Annotated in this window: 17 protein-coding genes and 1 tRNA gene; 13 read left to right on the top strand and 5 right to left on the bottom strand. The window is 64.7% G+C overall.

Features of this window, described 5'->3' with window-relative positions:
• Positions 1-135: 135 nt before the first annotated feature.
• From G6N09_RS10010 to G6N09_RS19990, 4 genes are all read left to right on the top strand, one after another.
• On the top strand, positions 136-957 hold the full coding sequence (locus G6N09_RS10010) for a hypothetical protein (RefSeq protein ID WP_133053066.1): 822 nt from the start codon (positions 136-138) through the stop codon (positions 955-957).
• A 472-nt stretch (positions 958-1,429) separates the two neighbouring features.
• Complete coding sequence (locus G6N09_RS10015) at positions 1,430-3,472, top strand: AAA family ATPase (RefSeq protein ID WP_083022535.1); 2,043 nt, start codon at positions 1,430-1,432, stop codon at positions 3,470-3,472.
• A 226-nt stretch (positions 3,473-3,698) separates the two neighbouring features.
• Positions 3,699-4,169 (top strand): site-specific integrase, encoded by a 471-nt coding sequence (locus G6N09_RS19985; RefSeq protein WP_234806879.1) that lies wholly within the window; start codon positions 3,699-3,701, stop codon positions 4,167-4,169.
• Complete coding sequence (locus tag G6N09_RS19990; protein WP_234806880.1) at positions 4,120-4,434, top strand: tyrosine-type recombinase/integrase; 315 nt, start codon at positions 4,120-4,122, stop codon at positions 4,432-4,434. Before G6N09_RS19985 ends, G6N09_RS19990 begins: the two co-directional genes overlap by 50 nt.
• 52 nt (positions 4,435-4,486) lie before the next feature.
• On the opposite strand, the gene G6N09_RS10025 is transcribed toward G6N09_RS19990, so the two are convergent.
• A tRNA-Gly gene (locus tag G6N09_RS10025) sits at positions 4,487-4,560 on the bottom strand.
• 69 nt (positions 4,561-4,629) lie between these two features.
• Positions 4,630-4,917 (bottom strand): hypothetical protein, encoded by a 288-nt coding sequence (locus G6N09_RS10030; protein ID WP_083022536.1) that lies wholly within the window; start codon positions 4,915-4,917, stop codon positions 4,630-4,632.
• A 171-nt stretch (positions 4,918-5,088) separates the two neighbouring features.
• Between G6N09_RS10030 and G6N09_RS10035 the strand changes: the two genes are divergently transcribed.
• The 7 genes from G6N09_RS10035 (at position 5,089) to rfbA (ending at position 11,816) form a co-directional block, all read left to right on the top strand.
• Positions 5,089-5,781 (top strand): MspA family porin, encoded by a 693-nt coding sequence (locus G6N09_RS10035; protein WP_083022537.1) that lies wholly within the window; start codon positions 5,089-5,091, stop codon positions 5,779-5,781.
• Positions 5,782-5,843: 62 nt separating this feature from the next.
• Positions 5,844-6,416, top strand: a complete 573-nt coding sequence (gene dcd / locus G6N09_RS10040) for a dCTP deaminase (protein WP_046190725.1) — start codon at positions 5,844-5,846, stop codon at positions 6,414-6,416.
• A gap of 107 nt (positions 6,417-6,523) precedes the next feature.
• A complete protein-coding gene (locus G6N09_RS10045) occupies positions 6,524-7,972 on the top strand; it encodes a DUF7159 family protein (protein ID WP_234806881.1) in 1,449 nt (482 codons plus the stop codon).
• A gap of 67 nt (positions 7,973-8,039) precedes the next feature.
• A complete protein-coding gene (locus tag G6N09_RS10050) occupies positions 8,040-9,770 on the top strand; it encodes a DUF7159 family protein (protein WP_197745879.1) in 1,731 nt (576 codons plus the stop codon).
• A 29-nt stretch (positions 9,771-9,799) separates the two neighbouring features.
• Positions 9,800-10,561 (top strand): maleylpyruvate isomerase family mycothiol-dependent enzyme, encoded by a 762-nt coding sequence (locus G6N09_RS10060; protein ID WP_083022539.1) that lies wholly within the window; start codon positions 9,800-9,802, stop codon positions 10,559-10,561.
• Positions 10,562-10,583: 22 nt separating this feature from the next.
• Positions 10,584-10,931 (top strand): nuclear transport factor 2 family protein, encoded by a 348-nt coding sequence (locus tag G6N09_RS10065; protein WP_083022540.1) that lies wholly within the window; start codon positions 10,584-10,586, stop codon positions 10,929-10,931.
• A gap of 18 nt (positions 10,932-10,949) precedes the next feature.
• Entirely contained in the window at positions 10,950-11,816 is an 867-nt protein-coding gene (gene rfbA / locus G6N09_RS10070; protein ID WP_083022541.1) for a glucose-1-phosphate thymidylyltransferase RfbA, read from the top strand.
• Here rfbA and G6N09_RS10075 read toward each other — a convergent pair.
• Positions 11,786-12,475: a TetR/AcrR family transcriptional regulator gene (locus tag G6N09_RS10075; protein WP_109558777.1), complete on the bottom strand. Its 690-nt coding sequence runs from the start codon at positions 12,473-12,475 to the stop codon at positions 11,786-11,788. The genes rfbA and G6N09_RS10075 overlap by 31 nt on opposite strands.
• Positions 12,476-12,541: 66 nt before the next feature.
• On the opposite strand from G6N09_RS10075, the gene G6N09_RS10080 reads away from it, so the two are divergent.
• Positions 12,542-13,987 (top strand): carotenoid oxygenase family protein, encoded by a 1,446-nt coding sequence (locus tag G6N09_RS10080; RefSeq protein ID WP_083022543.1) that lies wholly within the window; start codon positions 12,542-12,544, stop codon positions 13,985-13,987.
• 51 nt (positions 13,988-14,038) lie between these two features.
• Entirely contained in the window at positions 14,039-14,446 is a 408-nt protein-coding gene (locus G6N09_RS10085; RefSeq protein WP_234806882.1) for a DUF1707 domain-containing protein, read from the top strand.
• 58 nt (positions 14,447-14,504) lie between these two features.
• On the opposite strand, the gene G6N09_RS10090 is transcribed toward G6N09_RS10085, so the two are convergent.
• Together G6N09_RS10090 and G6N09_RS10095 are read right to left on the bottom strand one after the other, a co-directional pair.
• Entirely contained in the window at positions 14,505-15,809 is a 1,305-nt protein-coding gene (locus G6N09_RS10090; protein WP_083022545.1) for a pyridoxal phosphate-dependent aminotransferase, read from the bottom strand.
• A 64-nt stretch (positions 15,810-15,873) separates the two neighbouring features.
• On the bottom strand, positions 15,874-18,843 hold the full coding sequence (locus tag G6N09_RS10095; RefSeq protein WP_083022791.1) for a (Fe-S)-binding protein: 2,970 nt from the start codon (positions 18,841-18,843) through the stop codon (positions 15,874-15,876).
• Positions 18,844-18,867 lie beyond the last annotated feature (24 nt).

An 18,867-nucleotide genomic window follows, 5' to 3' on the forward strand; every position in this document is an offset into this window, starting at 1 on the left:
TTCCCGTTGTAAAGTCTCCGCCGGGAGGGTCGGTTGAACGCTACTGGGCACTATCAAGTGTGGAACGGCAACGAATGGCAAGACTATTGCCTTCGTTTGTTGAAGGCTCGGTACGCTAATCATCGGCTACAAGAGGTGCCGGATCGTGACCGGGGAGACCTTGGCGTTGAGGCATTCACGCACGACGGCGTAGCATTTCAGTGCTATGCAGCGGAAGAGCCGCTTGATGTAAAAGAGCTGTATGAAAAGCAACGGAGCAAGCTTACTTCCGATCTAAACAAACTAAATAGAGCGACAAAACGCCAAGAGCTAATCGCACTCTTTAACGGCGTGAAGATCCACACATACGTCTTTATGGTTCCCAGGCATGAATCGAAGGAACTTGTAAAACATGCGCAAGCTAAAGCGTTAGAGGTTCGCGGCTGGAACCTGCCGTTCATTGCAGACGATTTCGCCATTACCGTCGAAACTGATGAAAATTATGACTGCGAACGCGATCAAATATGGTCCATACCGCGCCCACTGATAGACGACCGGCCAATAGGCGGTGTGGAGATCGCAAAGTGGCAAGAGCAGAACAACCCACTATTCTTAGACGCCGAGCGCAAGCTACGCGACTTGGGGCTGGTAGGCGAAAGTTTGTCGGCGGCACTGCGTACACTGCTCTCAGGGTATCTAAAAGGTGAGAACATGTTGACGAGCTTGCGAAGTAGCTTTCCGGACGGATGGCAGGCAGTAGAGAGAGTGAAGTCTATGAAGGAGGACTTGCTTGCTCTCGAATACCCGCCGGGCGCAGCCGAAACACTGGGCGACGTAAAGTTGATCGCCGAGGAGTTGGCGAAGGAAATTTGCATGGCGGCGCCGACCGTCGACCAACAATCGGCGCGTGCGCTCGCGTGGTCAGCCGTTGCAGATTGGGTATTCCGCTGCCCGTTGGACTTTGTGGGTTCAGAATGACTTCGGTCGAAGCGGTGGAGGAACTATTCTCCGGCCGGTCCACGAGAATTGGGTTCAGGCGCAGGAATGATTCTATTCCTGGCGACTTGCGTATTTCATGGAGGTTGGCGGTTCTTTGTCTACTACTGGCTCGATTTCGAGCGAAGACGGCGAGGATCGAACATTTGCACACACTGTGGTGGGCGATACGCTCTGAGAACTCTCGCGACCTGATTATCCGGTGGTTCGACAATAAGCCCATACCAGATGAAATAATCGTCAGATTTGATCCCTCACTCACGCAGACGATCGACTTAGCTGTTGGTCAGGGTCTAGTTAAGTCCGACGGCCGTGGGAGTGTAAAGCTTTCTCCGACAGGCGTGGCGATGGCTCAGGCCGCAGGAACGAGAGACGGCGTTCTCGCAGACGAAAAGAGCTTTCTTGAAAGGCTACCTAGAAATATCTCACAAAAGGCGATGAAAGAGATGACGGAATGGCGTTAGATCCTGGCCTCAAAATCATCGCGGTGAGATTGGTCGTTGAGACTGTCTCGGGCGTACAGTTCGGGCATACATTCACATTTCAAGAGGGCCTAAATGTCATCCGTGGTGATAACACAAGCGGTAAATCGACGACCCTCCAAGCGATCGTCTATGCCCTGGGATTAGAAGGGATGCTGGGCGCATCGCACCAGATACCGTTACCGCATTCGATGACAGAGAAGCTCGCGTTTGATTCCGAGGAATTTGATGTCATCGAGTCGTATGTTGAACTTGAAGCAGCTAACAAGAATGGGCAATTTGTCACAGTTCGCAGATTCGTAAAGCATCCATCGGTGAATACGAAACTGATCAATGTGGCGATGGGGCCAGCGATTACAGAACCGAATGCTTACGAGTCGCGCGATTTCTTTGTTCGTCGTGCTGGCGGTGCTCAGCGTGAAGCCGGTTTTCACCACTTCTTAGCGGACTTCATTGGTTGGAAACTCCCAAACGTAACTCGAATGGATGGCTCAGAGATACCGTTGTACATGGAGACTTTGTTTCCGTACTTCTACGTTGAGCAAAAACACGGATGGTCCGGCGTGCAGGCGCGAATCCCAACGTACCTCGGCATTAGAGATGTGGGCAAGAGGTCGGCAGAATTCGTACTTAGGCTCCAAATATTTGACCTCATTTTAGAAAAACAGCGGATATCTTCTTCGGTCGCCGAATTGGAGGCGCAATGGCGTCAATCACTGCGTGACCTAGGGGAGGCTGCGGATGCTGCCGGCGTTACGCTGGCAAAGGTTCCGTCAACTCTCAAAGAGTCCTTGGAAGAAGATATTGCTGAGCCTCTGACCGTTGTCGAGGGTGATTGGGTGGCGCTTGATGAAGCGATACCTCGGCTACGCGATCAGCTTTCGGCCATGATGGCTCGGTCTGTTCCGGCGGTGAGGGATGTATCGACGCAACTTGATACCGATGTCGCTGCCGAGGAGGACGCCATCAATGACCGACTAGTTGAAGTCGCAGTTATTGTAAATCAGCGAGAAGAATTTCGCCGCCGGCGTAATCAGTTGGAGCTTCGAATTGATGCCCTCGAAGCCGATCTTCAAAAACACAAGGACGCTCGTACTCTCGTTGAACTAGGTGCAAATTTCGCGACAGAATTACTTGGAGAAAACATCTGTCCGACATGTCACCAGGATGTTCACGATGGTATGGATATCTCGTCACACGTAATGGCTGTTCAAGAGAACATTGATTTCATCGGCCGTGAATTGACGACACTGCGTTCAGCGTTGAACGATATTGAGAGTTCGGGTTCCGCTCTGCGCGTTCGTGAACGGAGTGCTCGCACCGCACTGATAGACGCGCGGCGAAGGGTCCGCGCGCTTCGTGAGACGCTTGTGAGTGCTGATAGTGCGCCATCCGCGATTGATGTGGCAAATCGACTACAGCTACAAGACCGTGTTGAGCGGCTAGAGGAGAGTGGTCGCCAAATTGCTGGCTTGCGTCAAGGACTTGTGTCGACTGCGCAGCACTGGCAAAAGCAACGTGAATTGCTTCGGTCGGTGAATGTCAACGATTTGCATGGCACGGACCTGACGAAAATACTCGCGCTTGAGACATACCTCAGATCACAACTTGTGCGCTACGGTTTCAGCTCTTTGAGTACTAGCGAAGTTGACATTAGCCGGGAGACCTACAGGCCGGCTCACGAAGGATTCGATTTAGGATTCGACTTGTCCGCTAGTGATATGATTCGCGTGATTTGGGCATATTTGATGGGCATTCTCAGGGTTGCCGACGAATATGGCGGGAACCATCTCAATCTGTTGATTTTCGATGAGCCGAAACAGCAAGATACGGCGTCGGAAAGCTATCAAGAGCTTTTACAAGAGGCAGCAGGTCAGGGCGCGAGGGGTGCCCAGCTCATCTTCGCAACGAGCGAGAATCTCGACAGTCTGCTCGCGATGTTGGGCGATACGGCGTACCACTTGCAGGACATCGGCGCAGGTAAAAAGTTGTTGCGCCCCATCACAAGTTCCTGACCTGACGAACGGCGAGTTTTCTAGAGCGAGAGCAGCCGCTTGCAGATTGAGGCGCAACTCTATCGCGGTAAAGGGGCACCCCCGCCCTTGGACGGATGTATGAGTCAGCGTCCGTCCGTCCGCTGCCCGAACCTCACGCCTTTTTAGGGGGTGCATGGGGACGGACGTTGAACATTTGTCCTGGCCGGGTGTTTTCTGCTGGTGGTCGCCTGACTCCGTTAATAAGGTGATCGCGACAACCGGTCAGGTACTGGCAGATGCGAAGGCCGAGGGGATCGTTTCGCGTAACGTCGCTGAGTCAGTGAATCGCGTATCGGTGCCACATGTATCGGTGCCACATAAGGATGCCGATACCTGTACAGAGGCCGAGGTCAGCACCTTTCTCGGGGCAATCGAAGGCCATCGCCTTGCCCACGCTTGGGAACTAGCGCTTTCCGGCCTGCGCCGTGGAGAGCTGGCCGGCCTTCGCTGGCTGGATTTTGACTTCGACGCGAAAATGCTTGCGATTGCTAACAAGCGCGTCGCGGCCCGCGGACGCACCGTCGAGAACGACCCGAAGTCTGCGGCGCCGCGCCGTATGCTGCCCCTCCAGGAATGGCTCGTCAACGTCCTGCGGTCTGCTAAGGCCCAGCAGGCGGCCCGAACGCTTGGCGCTCGGGGCGAGTATTGGCGAATGGGCGTACGTAGTCAGCAATGAGGTCGGCGAGCCGTACGCACCTGGCGTTCTATCGCGCTATTGGCGAGACACTGTGAAAGCCGCAGGCATCCGCCACATTAAGTTGCACGCGGCGCGGCACACATGCGCGACGCTGATGCATCTGCAGGTTGTCCCAGCGGCGGTGATTGCAGCATGGATCGGGCACAAGGACGCCACGCTCACGATGAAGCTGTATGCGCATTCTCAGGATGACGTATTGAAGGCAGCGGGGGCGACGTTGAACCCGGGTTGTCACAACTCGTGACACCGACGTGGTCTAGTCGAACAGTTCGAACAGCGTTTCCGCAGTTCACACGTGGAGCCGATGACGGGAATCGAACCCGCGTATTCAGCTTGGGAAGCTGATGTTCTGCCATTGAACTACATCGGCGTTGCTGCCTTGGAAGGCTAACACTCGGTTGCGGGCGGCGGTGCGGGGGTGAGCGCCCCCGGCCTCACGTCATCCCCGCCCGGGCGGCCGGCATTCGACGCCAGGGTTCTGGCAGTACATCCCGACGCCGCCGCGAACAACAGAGCCGCCCTGCACGTTCGACTGAGACAGCTCGTTGCCGGGGGAAGACAGAGCCGGAATCTGCGCCGAGATGAAGTCGTCGATGATCGGTGAAGGCCCACCCGGAAGGGGATTTGGGTCGGACGGATCCGCATTCGCGGCCGCCGCGCCTCCCAGCACCGAGAGGGTGCCGAGAGCGCCGATCGCCAGGGCGTGGGCGAAGCGTTGCCGCATCATCGCCTCCCTGGAGTCGTCGCTGGTAATTCGCCGGGTGAAGCCCCAGGCTACCCCCGGCCACCGCCGGGAAGGCGGCGCAATATCGCGGAGCGGTTACGAACGCAAAACGGTATTTGCCGAGGTGCCTCGCGTAATCAGGATCTGTTCCCAGCCGTCCCTAGCGTATCGATCATGGTGTCGGCCACGTCAGTCCTTTGTCGGGTGGTGATTCTCGCCTGCGTGGGTTGTCTGGTGGCGCCGCCGGCTGGTGCCGATCCCGCCCCCGACGCTGTCCCGGTGGCTGCGGAGGTGCCTCCGAAAGAACCTGCCACCGTCCGCACCCCGGATGGCTGGACACTGACCGTCGGCACCAGGGATGAGGCGCAGGTTCCGGTGGCGCCGTTGACCACCGCGATCTCGTCTCGCGAGTACGTGTCCAGCGGAACATACTTCGCCGAGCTGATCGCTCCCGAGGGAGAGGCGCCAGCGGGAGTCCTGGAGGCGGGGTACCAGATCGGCTGTGGAATCGACATGAGTACCGCCAACGGCGTCACCATGTCCGGTTCCGCCGGCATGGTCCCGGGGCTGGGCGCGATGGTGCCGATCCCGCCGGGGCCGGCTGCCCCGTTCCAGTTGCTGCCGGCTCTCGCCACCCCGGTCACCGGTGTGGTCACCGTCGGGCTCAAACCTGGCCTGGTGTTCATCGTGCCGGTGCATCAGAAGGTGTTCAAGGGAGCCCATCCCTGGGTCATGATCAGCGAGTTCCACGTCAAGATCGACGGTTGTGTGGGGCAGTCGTTCATTCGCTCCTACGCGGTGCTCACCCGCGAGACCGAGGAATCCGACGTAGTGCTGTCCTACGTCGGGGCCACCACGACTGTCTGATCGCGATTCCGCGGCGCCACGCCGTGCACCAGAACCCGCCGGGCAGCGGATACGCTCGTGCCGTGCTGCTCTCCGATCGCGATCTGCGGGCCGAAATCGCCGCCGGCAGGCTGGGTATCAACCCCTTCGACGACGCTCTGGTCCAGCCCTCCAGCGTGGACGTTCGCCTCGACAGCCTGTTTCGGGTGTTCAACAACACCCGCTATACCCACATCGACCCTGCCAAGCAGCAGGACGAGTTGACCACGCTGGTCGAGCCCAAACCCGGCGAGCCGTTTGTGCTGCACCCCGGCGAGTTCGTGCTGGGTTCCACCCTGGAGTGCTGCACCCTGCCCGACGATCTGGCCGGCCGGCTGGAGGGAAAGTCGAGCCTGGGCCGGCTGGGTCTGCTGACGCACTCCACGGCGGGATTCATCGACCCCGGCTTCTCGGGCCACATCACTCTGGAGCTTTCCAACGTCGCGAATCTGCCGATCACACTGTGGCCGGGCATGAAGATCGGCCAGCTCTGCCTGCTGCGGCTCACGTCGCCGGCCGAGCACCCGTATGGCAGCACGCGCGTAGGGTCGAAATATCAGGGCCAGCGCGGGCCGACGCCGTCGCGCTCGTACCAGAACTTCATCAAGTCTGATTAGCCCTCGGATGTGACGGCCGCTCCGCGGCTGCGATGAAGCCGGTTTCGGCCAGCCCTGGTGGGGGAATGGGTCGGTGACGCCGGACGAAGAGCAGCAGGGGAGGTTGCGTGGACATCGTTTTGGGAGTGTCAGTGGCGCCCTCGGCGGTCCGCATGGTGTTGGTGGAAGGCCAAAGCGCCGACGGGGTCACCGTCGAGCACGACGACTTCGACGTCAGCGCCGACACCCAAACCGCCCCGGAGCGGGTGGTCTCAGCGATCCTGGGCACCCGCGAGGGCGCCCGCGAAGGCGGCTATCAGCTCAGCTCCACCGGCGTGACCTGGAGCCATCCCGCCGAGGCGACCGCGCTGCGTGAGGCGCTGGCGGGCCGCAAGGTAGAGAACGTGATGCTGGTGTCGGCGTTCCTGGCCGCGGCCGCGCTGGCCCAGTCGGTGGGCAGTACGACGCGTTACACCCGCACGGCGCTGTTGTTCGTCGAGCCCGAGACCGCCACGCTGGCCGTCGTCAGTTCCGACGACGGTTCGATCACCGAGGTCCATCGCCAGGCGCTGTCCCCTGATGACGAGAGTGCGGTCGCGGAGATCACCGACCTGGCGGCCGGTGCCCAGCGGCTCGAGTCGCAGCCCGACGGTCTGTTCGTGGTGGGTTCGGGCGTAAACGTGGCGCTGATCAAACCGGAGTTGGAGAAGGCCACGCCCTTGCCGGTCAGCGTGCCGGAGGAGCCGGACATGGCGCTGGCCCGCGGCGCTGCATTGGCCAGCGCCCATGCGCCCCTGTTCTCGTCGTCCACCCAGGCGCAGGCCTGGGCGCAGGATCCGGGCACCGGTGCATGGGATCCGGCGCTGGTCGGCGGCGGCCACGCCTACCTCGCGCCGGGAGAGGTGGACTACAACCTCACGGCCAGTAACGAGCCGCTGGCGTACAGCGCGATGCCTGAGGTCGCCGATGATCCCGAGCTCGTCGACTCTGGGCTGCTCGACTTCAGCACCGGGATCCAGCCGCGCGAGCGCAAACCGATGCTGGTCACCGGTGGGGTAGCGGCGCTCTTCGTCGTGGGGGTGCTGGGACTGGCGATCGCGCTGGCCGTGGGTATGCGCGCGGCCAACACGTCCCGCCCCGACGTGCGGGCCAACGTCGTCACCCATCAGGCGCCGCCGCCGAAGGCTGTCGTCCCGCCTGCTCCCGCGCCGCCGGCGGCCCCGCCCGTGCCTGCCGTCGAACCAGCGCCACCGCGGGCGCCCGCTCCCGCGCCTGCCCAGCGGGTCCCCGAGCCGCTGCCGGTGGCTCCGGCTCCGGTGCCCGTTCCTGTGCCGGTGGCTCCGCCGCCCCCGCCACCGGTGCTGCCGCCCCCGCCGTTGCCCAAACTCGGTATTCCGGGCCTGCCCGGCGGCCCACCGCTGTTCGGCCCGCCCAAGGGGGGTTGGGGGCCTGGCGACAGAGGACGCGGTGGGGGCCGTGGCCCAGGTGGCGGCAAGGGGCCCGGCAAAGGACCCGGCGGCGGGCATGGGCGCGGCGGCGGCCCCTTCCCGTTCCCGCTGCCCGGCCTACATTTTTAGGTGGGGATCTCGCCCGCACGCTTGTAAGATTGACTAAGAAGTCGCCGACCCTAGTGGAGGAGGTGCGGTGGACATCGTTTTGGGGGTCTCGATGGCGCCGCCATCGGTACGCATGGTCCTGGTCGAGGGGGAACGCGCCTCAGGCGTCACCGTCGACGAGGACGGATTTGAGGTGGACGCCGACTCTCCGGTACTGCCCCATCAGATCGTGTCGGCCATCCTGGGCACCCAGGAAAGCGCCCGCGAGAGCGGCTACCGGCTGGCCTCGACCGGGGTGACCGTCGCCGACCCGCTCCAGGCCGGACAGTTGCGCGACGCCCTGGCCGGCCATCGGGTCGAGAACGTGATGCTGGTGTCGGCGTTCTTGGCCGCCGCCGCCCTGGCGCAGACGGTGGGTGGATCAGTCGGCTATGAGCACACCGCCCTGATGTTCATCGAGCCCGACGGGGCGACCCTGGCCGTCGTCGACTCTTCAGACGGCTCGATCGCCGATGTGCAGCGGGTGGCGCTGCCCTCCGACGACGCCGCCGCCATGGGCGCGCTGACCCGGCTGGCCGCTGCGGCCGGCCGACTGTCCCCGCGCCCCGATGGCCTCTTCGTCGTCGGCTCCGGTGTCAACGTCGGCATGGTCAAACCGGAGTTGGACGCAGCCAGCGCCATCCCGGTCAGCGTCCCCGAAGAACCCGAGACCGCCCTGGCACGGGGCGCGGCGCTGGCCAGTGCCCACGCGCCGCTGTTCGATTCCTCGACCTCGGCGCTGGCGTGGGCGCGCGACCCCGGCACCGGCGTGATCGACCCGGAGCTGGTTGCGCTTGGTTACGCCTGCCCGGCCGACTATGACGCGACCATGGGCGAGTTCGCGCTGGCCTACAGCGCGGTGCCCGACGACGCCTACAGCGGCTACCTGGACTTCGCCGGAGACGATGCTGTCGAGGATGTCGTCGGCTCCGACGACGAGTTCTACCCGCCGAGTTCCGAACTGCGCCTCATCGAGGAGGACAGCGCACCGATTCGTAGGCGCCCCTTCCTGCTGGCTGGAAGCGGCTTGGCGGCGTTCTTCGTCGTCGGTGTCTGCAGTCTGGTGGTCGCACTGGCGGTCAGTATTCGGCCCACCGCCGCAGACCACCCACCGCCCACCGGGCACCTCGTCGGACCCGCTCAACAGGCCCCGGCCCCGGCGCCCGCCCCCGAAGCCGCGCCGGTGCCGGCCCCCGCGCCACCACCGGCGGCCCCGCCGGCGGTCAAGGTCCCGGTTGCTCGACCTGCCCCCGCCGCCCCGGCGCCTGCGCCTGCCCCCGCCGCCCCGGCACCGAAAGCGCCGGCACCCGCGCAGGTGGCTCCGGCCCCGATACCGGTGCCCGTTCCGATCCAGGTGCCTGCACCGGTCGAGATTCCCGCCCCGGCGGCCCCGGTACCCGCCGCTCCGGCTCCGCCGCCGCTGATCCAGCAACCCGAGCTGCCGCCGTTCCTGCGTCCGCCGGCGCAGAAACCGCCGTCCAACAACGGCGGCAATCCCTCGTGGTTGCCGGGCAACAACAACGGCGGCGGGAACAAGGGGGGCAACCCCTCGTGGCTGCCCGACAACGATGGCGGCGGCAAAAAGGGCGGAAACCCCTCCCCGTGGCTGCCCGGCGTCGGCTCCAACGGTGGCGGGAACCCGTGGTTTCCGGGCCTCGGTGGCAACTCCGGCGGACGCGGCGGCACCGGCGGAGGCTCCTGGTTCCCCGGCCTCGGCGGCGGTGGCGGCGGCAAAGGCGGGGGAGGCGGCGGAGGCGGCGGAGGCGGCTGGCCCTTCTGAGCCACCGGTCTATCCACTAGCCTGGCGGCGTGGATTACGCCGCAGCATTGCTTGCTCAGACGCGTGCGTTCGGGGAGTTGTTCCGAGTAGGCGATCCCGAGCTGGCTATCCCGACCTGCCCGGAATGGAATCTGAACCAACTGTTCCGGCACTTTGGGCGGGGAAACCGTTGGTCAGCACAGATTGTCGCTGATCAGATGGACGGCCCACTGGATCCGCGCGAGGTCGCCGGCGGCAAGCCGCCCGCCGAGACCACCGCGGCGATCGACTGGCTGAACGACGGTGCACAGGTGGTGCTCGACGCTGTCGCCAAGACCGGGCCGGACACACCGGTCTGGACCTTCCTGGGCCCGCGCCCGGCGTCATGGTGGGTGCGTCGGCGGCTGCACGAAGCCACGGTGCATCGCGCCGACGCCGCCCTGGCCCTCGGGGGCGAGTTCACGCTGGCTCTGGAGTTGGCCGCCGACGGGATCGGTGAGTTGCTGGATTTGTTGCCCGCCGTCGTGGCACGCAACGCCGATGCCCTGCCACTGGCCGACGGCCAGAGTGTGCATCTGCACGCCACTGATGACGGGCTCGGATCGGCCGGTGAGTGGACCATCGGCCGGCCCACCGGCACCGACACCGTGCGCTGGGCGCATGAGCACGGCAAAGCGACGGTGGCGTTGCGCGGTTGCGCGCGTGACCTGTTTCTGGTGGCAACGCGCCGGGTCCCGGTGGCCGATACCGACATCACGGTGTTCGGTGACGCCGCGGTGTGGCAGAAGTGGGTCGAGCACACCGCCTTCTGAAATCGCGGTAGTTTTGGCGACCATGAGCACATCGGAGATCGCAACGGTCCTCGCCTGGCATGACGCCCTGGCCGCCGGTGACCTGGACACCCTGGAGCAACTGTCCAGCGACGACATCGAGGTGGCTGACGCCGACGGGGCCGGGCAAGGCCACCAGGCCTTGCGCCGGTGGGCCGAGACGGCCGCGGTCAACGCCGGTATCGGCCGAATGTATGTGCACGACGGCGTGGTGGTGGCCGAGCTGACCCCCGCGGGCCACGGGGTTGCATTCCGGGTGGTGAACGACCACGTCACCGCGGTGTTCCGCCACGCCGACCTGGACGGCGCCTTGGCCGCCACCGACCTCACCGAGGCCGATCGGGTCGACTAACCCGTTAGGCTGAGCGGCATGCGCGGGATCATCCTGGCCGGTGGCTCCGGCACCCGCCTGCATCCGATCACCATGGGCGTCAGCAAGCAGCTGCTGCCGGTGTACGACAAACCGCTGGTGTACTACCCGCTGTGCACGCTGATGCTGGCGGGCATTCGGGATATTCAGGTGATCACCACCGGTCACGATGCGCCGGCCTTTCAGCGGCTGCTGGGCGATGGCAGCGCATTCGGCGTCGACCTCAGCTACGCCATCCAGGACCAGCCCGACGGACTGGCGCGGGCTTTCGTGATCGGTGCCGACCACATCGGTACTGACTCTGTCGCATTGGTGCTGGGGGACAACATTTTTTACGGCGCCGGCTTGGGAACCAGCCTGAGGCGCCACGAATCCCCATCCGGTGCAGTAATTTTCGCGTATTGGATGGCGGATCCTTCGGCGTACGGGGTGATCGAGTTCGACGCCGACGGCTCGGCAGTTTCGGTGGTGGAGAAGCCAACCCGGCCCAACTCCCACTACGCGATACCCGGTCTGTACTTCTATGACAACGACGTCGTTGAGATCGCCCGGGGTTTAGAACCTTCGGCGCGTGGCGAGTACGAGATCACCGATATCAACCGGACGTACCTCGAACAGGGCCGGCTCACGGTCGAGACCCTGGCTCGCGGTACGGCATGGTTGGACACCGGGACCTTCGACTCATTGCTGGACGCCGGCGACTATGTCCGCACCGTGGAGCGTCGCCAGGGCCTCAAGATCGGCGTTCCCGAGGAGGTGGCCTGGCGGATGGGTTTCATCGACGACGACGCCCTGGCGGTTCGTGCGGCCGCGCTGCACAAGTCCGGCTATGGCGACTATCTGATGGGCTTGTTGGATCGGCGGTGACTTCCCGCTTGCGCGGGGTCCGCGCCGGCGAGCCTCTGCTTGATCAGCTCGGTTGAGCGCCGCAGCGACCGCTCCGCGGCGGGGCGGCTGTCGCCCATCCCGACGAACATGTCGACGGTCATCGGCCCCAGGATTCGGCTCAGCGCGCGGCCGTCTTGCTCGAAAGTGCCGACGAGCTCCAAGAGCACCACGCCGTGGATCATGCTCCAGATTCGCCCGGCCAGCTCCACGGTGTCGTCCCCGCGGATTCGCCCGGTGGCAACGATTCGCTCCACGGCCGCGACGAGCTGGTCGAATGCCGCGGTGGCTACCGGCATCTCGGGTACGTGCAGCTTCTGCGGTGCGGCGAGCCCGAACATCAGCCGATAGCGCTGCGGGCTGGCCAACGCGAATTCCCGGTAGGCATAGCCCATGGAGAAGAAGTCGGTCATCGGATCGTCGGTCTTGGGAGCTGAGGCCAGCGCGGCCCCGAAGCGCTGGAATGCCGCCGACACGATGGCCTCGAGGAGCCCGTTCATCCCACCGAAGTGGGTGTAGACGGCCATGGTGGAAGCCCCGATCTCGGCGGCAACCTTGCGGGCCTGCAAAGCCTCGGGCCCTTCACTGTCCAGCAGGCGAGTGCCGGCCTCGATCAGGCGCTCACGCGGACTCGGATGCACCCTTGCCATCCTGCCATAACGGTGTTATACATGGAGGATAACACCGTTATGGACCGGAGGTGTCCGATGACCAACCCGTACCTACAAGGCGGATTCGCGCCGATAGCGCAAGAGCACACCCTCACCGAGCTGGAAGTGACCGGGGCCGTCCCGGACTACCTGGACGGCCGCTACCTGCGCAACGGTCCCAATCCGGTCGGCGAGATCGATCCCGCCTTCTATCACTGGTTCATCGGCGACGGCATGGTGCACGGAGTGCGGCTGCGCGACGGCAAGGCGCAGTGGTACCGCAACCGCTACGTGCGCGGCCCCCAGACCGCTGCTGCCCTGGGGGAGAAGCCGCGTCCCGGCCGGCATGGCGGCCCGTCGGGAATCGGAGCCAACACCAACGTGATCGGGCACGCCGGGCGGACCTTGGCGCTGATCGAAGGCGGCATCTCCTGCTACGAGCTGACCGAGGAGCTGGACACCATCGGGACCTGCGACTTCGACGGCACGCTGTCGGGTGGATACACCGCGCACCCCAAACGCGACCCCGCGACCGGTGAACTGCACGCTGTCTCTTACGCATTCAACCGCGGAAACACTGTCCAGTACTCGGTGATCGGTACGGACGGGCGCGCGCGGCGCACCGTCGACGTCGAGGTCACCGGTTCGCCGATGATGCACGATTTCTCCCTGACCGAGAAATATGTGGTCTTCTATGACCTGCCGGTCACCTTCGACACTCGCCGGGTTGCCGCGGGTGCGGCGCCACGTGGCCTGCGGCTGCCGGTGCGGCTGATCATGTCGGCCGTTATCGGGCGGGTGCGCATCCCGGACCCGATCACTGCCCGCATGCCGATGCCCAAGAGCAGTGTGCGCACCATGCCGTATCGGTGGAACCCGAAATATCCTGCGCGGGTGGGTGTTATGCCCCGCGAGGGAGGCAATGCCGACGTGCGGTGGTTTGAGGTGGAGCCCTGCTATGTGTTCCACCCAATGAATGCCTACGACGAGGGCGACACCGTGGTGCTCGACGTGGTCCGCCATCCGAAGATGTTCGACACCGAGATGCGTGGCCCAGCTGAGGGGCTGCCCACGCTGGAGCGCTGGACCGTCGACCTGGCCGACGGCAAGGTCCGTGAATCACGAGTCGATGACCGGGGGCAGGAGTTTCCGCGGGTGGACGAGCGGTTGGTCGGCAAGCGTCACCGTTTCGGCTACGCCGTCAGCATCGGCAACGGTGTGGTGCCCGATGCGACGCTGCTCAAGCACGACCTGATTGGCGGGTCGACGGCCACACGGTCATTCGGCGAGGGAAAGCAGTTGGGCGAATTCGTCTTCCAGCCCGCCACGGCGGATGCCACCGAGGATGACGGGGTGTTGATGGGCTTCGTCTATGACAGCGTGACCGATACGAGCGAACTGGCGATCTTGGATGCCGCCACACTGGACGACGTCGCGGCCATCCACTTACCGCACCGTGTGCCTGCCGGATTCCACGGCAACTGGGTGCCCACCGGCCAGTAGGAGCGCGCGATGTCCCGGAGGATCGTTAGGTCATCCGATCCTGCTGTGCGCGTGGGCGACTCGGAGCGGGCGCGAGCGGCCGACCAGATCGGCGCCGCATTCACCCAGGGATACCTCGCGATGGAGGAATACGAGACGCGACTGACCCAGGCGTTCGAGGCCCAGACCGCCGGGGCGCTCGCTGAGCTGGTGGCTGATCTGCCTGCTAAACAGATCAGAGGGCGAGTCTCGCGCCGTCGGGCTCAACGCGGTGCGGCCGCCCTAGGGGTGCGGATTCACCTGGGCGCCTACGTGGCGGTGTCGGTGCTGATGATCGGCATCTGGTTGGCGACCGCGGTATTCGCTGGGGCGTGGTACTTCTGGCCGGTCTGGCCGATCCTTGGGTGGGGCATCGGTGTCATCGCGCACGCGACTTCGGTCACGGCTTCCGCTCGCCGCAGTCGCCGAGCCTGTAGTTAGCGTGCTCGGTACTCGAACCTTCCCGCGATAACGACAGGTTCGACGCACGCGCCGCAGATCAGGGCCGGTAGCTGACCAGGAAGTTGCCCAACCGCTCGATCGCGTTGGACAGGTCGCGAGCCCAGGGCAGTGTCACGATGCGCAGATGATCCGGTGCCGGCCAGTTGAACCCGGTGCCTTGGGTGACCAGGATCTTCTCCTGCAGCAACAGGTCCAGTACCAGCTGCTCGTCGTTGTCGATCGGGTAGACCTCGGGGTCCAGTCGCGGGAACGCGTAGAGCGCACCGCGGGGCTTGACGCAGGACACGCCCGGAATCTCGTTGAGCTTGGTCCAGGCGACGTCGCGCTGCTCAAGCAGGCGCCCACCCGGCAGTACCAGATCGTCGATGCTCTGGTGACCACCCAACGCCACCTGGATGGCGTGCTGTGCAGGAACATTCGGGCACAGCCGCATGCTTGCCAGCAGGTTGATGCCCTCCAGAAAGCTGGTTGCGTGCTCCTTGGGGCCGGTGATCGCCAGCCAGCCGGAGCGATACCCGGCGACCCGGTAGGCCTTCGACAGGCCGTTGAAGGTCAAGCACAGCAGATCCGGCGCCAGGGTGGCCAAGCTGGTGTGCTGGGCGTCGTCGTAGAGGATCTTGTCGTAGATTTCGTCGGCCAGCAGCAGCAGCTGGTGCTTGCGCGCCAATTCGACGATCTGGTTGAGAATCTCGCGGCTGTAGACCGCACCGGTCGGATTGTTCGGGTTGATCACGACCAGAGCCTTGGTGCGCTCGGTGATCTTGGATTCCATGTCGGCGATGTCGGGCTGCCAGCCCTGGGTCTCATCGCACAGGTAGTGCACCGGCGTACCGCCCGCCAGGGACGTCGAGGCAGTCCACAGCGGATAGTCCGGCGCCGGGATCAGCACTTGATCGCCGTTGTCCAGCAGCGCCTGCAGCACCATCGAGATCAGCTCGGAGACCCCATTGCCCAGATAGACATCGTCGACGTCAAAGCGGGGGAAGCCCTCGATGAGTTCGTAGCGGGTGACGACCGCGCGCCGCGCCGGCAGAATGCCCTGGGAGTCCGAGTAGCCCTGCGCGTAGGGCAGCGCCTGGATCATGTCGCGCATGATCACGTCGGGGGCATCGAAGCCGAACGGTGCCGGGTTGCCGATGTTGAGCTTGAGGATCCGATGCCCCTCGGCCTCCATTCGGGCGGCCTGGGCGTGGATCGGACCACGGATCTCGTAGAGGACATCCTGCAGTTTGGTGGACTGCGCGAACGTACGCTGCCGTGGCTGACTGCCGGCGGCAGGCCAGGGCATCTGGTGCGGCAACGGATGAGCGGTCACGTCGACAATGGTCCCATAGCTGTCCAATCAAAATTTGCCCGAAAAAAAAGTTGGGGCCGTATGTGCACCCACACGGCCCCAACCTGTTATCTCAGCGTTTGCCCGGCGGCCTCGCGCCGCGCTGGATACCCAGACCCTTCACCGGCGGCTGTTCCTTGGGCGCCTCCGCTGCCGGAGCAGGCTCGGGAGCGGCCTGCTCAGCCTCGGGCTCGGCGACCACCGGCGCGGAAACCGGTTCAGAAACCGGTTCAGAGGCGGCTTGCGCCGGCTCGGCAGCCGGGGCGGCCGCGGCCGCCTTCTTGGCGCCGGGCTTGCGGGCGCCGGCGGCCATTCCCAGGCCCTTGACCGGCACAGCCGCTGCCGCGGGTGCCGTGGGCTCGGCCGGTGCGGCAGGTTCAGCCGGTGCGGCAGCGCTTGCCTCGGCGGCTGGGGCGGCGGCCGGGGCGGCTTTCTTGGCGCCGGGTCGCTTGGCGCCACTGGCCATGCCGAGCCCCTTCACGGGTGCAGCAGGTGCGGCGGGTGCGGCTGTGCTGGCCTCGGGAGCGGGGGCAGCCTCGGCGGCGGCCGGGGCCGCTTTCTTGGCGCCGGGTCGCTTGGCGCCACCGGCCATGCCGAGCCCCTTCACGGGTGCAGCGGGTGCGGCAGCGCTGGCCTCGGCTGCGGGAGCGGCAGGTGCTGCGGCCGCCTTCTTGGCGCCCGGGCGCTTGGCGCCACCGGCCATCCCCAGACCCGTGACCGGAGCAGCGGCCTTGACCTCGGCGGCCGGCTTGTCGGCCGTCGAGGTGGCCACGGCAGCCGCTGCCGGTGCCTTCTCTTCGACCTGCTTCGGGCCCGCCTTGGCGGCGGCCTCGGCAGCGGTGCCCTTGGCCGGCAGCGTCACCGCGGCCATGTCGAGGGACTCCAGCAGCAGCTGGGCGATGTCTCGCACGTCCACGCCCTCGCGACCCGAGGCCTCGATGCGGTCGTCGATGCCGTCGCTGACCATCACCCGGCAGAACGGGCAGCCGGTGGCGATGGTGGTGGCGCCGGTGGCCAGCGCCTCGTCGACGCGGTCGTGGTTCACCCGCTTGCCGATGTGCTCTTCCATCCACATCCGGGCTCCGCCGGCGCCGCAGCAGAACGAGCGGTCGGCGTTACGCGGCATCTCGACGAGGTTGGCGCCGGATGCCTCGACCAGCTCGCGCGGCGGCTCGTAGACCTTGTTGTGGCGGCCCAGGAAGCACGGGTCGTGGTAGGTGACTTCCCGCGACACCGGAGCGACCGGAATCAGCCTCTTGTCGCGGACCAGCCGGTTGAGCACCTGGGTGTGGTGCAGCACCGTGTATTCGCTGCCCAGCTGCGGGTATTCGCGAGAGATCGTGTTGAAGCAGTGCGGGCAGCTGGCGATGATCTTGCGGTCGGGCTTGTCCAGGCCGTCGAACACCTCGTTGAGCATCTCGACGTTCTGCGAGGCCAACTGCTGGAACAGGAACTCGTTGCCGGCACGCCGGGCCGGATCGCCGGTGCAGGTCTCGCCGGTGCCCAGCACCAGGAACTTCACGCCCGCAGCGGCCAGCAGTTCGGCGGTCGCCTTGGTGGTCTTCTTGGCGCGGTCCTCATAGGCGCCCGCGCAGCCCACCCAGAACAGGTACTCGAAGCCGTCGAAGCTGTCGACGTCTTGGCCGTAGACCGGGATGTCGAAGTTGAGCTCGTCGATCCAGGCGGTGCGCTCCTTGGAGTTCTGCCCCCAGGGGTTGCCCTTGTTCTCCAGGTTCTTGAACAGCACACTCAGCTCGGAGGGGAACTCCGACTCCACCAGCACCTGGTAGCGGCGCATGTCCACGATGTGGTCGATGTGCTCGATGTCCACCGGGCACTGTTCCACGCAGGCGCCACAGTTGGTGCACGACCACAGCACGTCGGGGTCGATCACGCCGCCTTGCTCGGCGGTGCCCACCAGCGGCCGGACCGCCTGCGCCGGGCCGGAGCCGCCGATGCGCTCGAAGCCTTTCTCCGGGACGTGGTGTCCGGGGGCCGGGGCGGCATCGGCCAGGTCGACCTCGCCGGTCGGCATCGGCTTGTCGCCGAGCAGGTACGGGGCCTTGGCCATCCAGTGGTCACGCAGGTCCATGATGACCAACTTGGGGCTCAGTGGCTTGCCGGTGTTCCAGGCGGGGCACTGCGACTGGCAGCGGCCACACTCGGTACAGGTGGCGAAGTCGAGCATGCCCTTCCAGGTGAAGTCGTCGATCTTGCCGCGGCCGAACACCGCGTCCTCCGGCGGGTTGTCGAAGTCCAGCGGCTCGCCCTGGTATTCGATCGGCAACAACGGACCCAGCGCGTTCGGCAGCCGCTTGAACGTGACGTTGATCGGGGCCAAGAAGATGTGCAGGTGCTTGGAGTTCAGCACGATCAACAGGAAGCCCAGCGCCACCGCAACATGCAGCAGCAGTGCGGAAGTCTCGATGATCTCGTTGACCTCCAAGCCCAGCGGCGCCATGAGCTTGCCCATCAGGTGAGACAGGTAGGCAGCCTTGCCGTAGGGCAGGGTGCCGGTGTTGACCGCGGCCCCGCGCAGCAGCAGGAAGGTCCAGACCACGTTGAGGATCATCACGAGGATCAGCCACGCGCCGCCGTTGTGCGAGCCGTAGAACCGCGACGACCGGCCATGTTCGGTCGGATTGCGCAGAACGCGGATGATCATGAACACGAAGATCGACAGGGTGACCGTGGTGATGAAGAAGTCCTGCAGGAAGCCCAGGGCGCTCCAGCGGCCGACGATCGGGATGGTGAAGTGGGAGTTGAACATCTGGCCGTAGGCCTCGATGTAGACCGTGATGAGGACGAAGAACGCCCACATGGTGAAGAAGTGGGCGATCCCGGGGATGTTCCACTTCAGCAGTTTGGCCTGGCCGGCGACCTCGCGGATCTGCGTTTCGATCCGCGACTTGATGTCGTTGGTCCGCTCAGCGCCGACCTTCTGGCCGGACGTGACCAGCCGGAAGAGCCAGAACACTCGGCGGGCGGCCAGCAGTACGACAAGCCCTGTCAGGGACATGCCGAGCACCAGCCGGATCAGCATGTGGACATTTTCGGTCACGGAGAA

The organism is Mycolicibacter minnesotensis, from assembly GCF_010731755.1.
GTDB classification, from domain to species: domain Bacteria; phylum Actinomycetota; class Actinomycetes; order Mycobacteriales; family Mycobacteriaceae; genus Mycobacterium; species Mycobacterium minnesotense.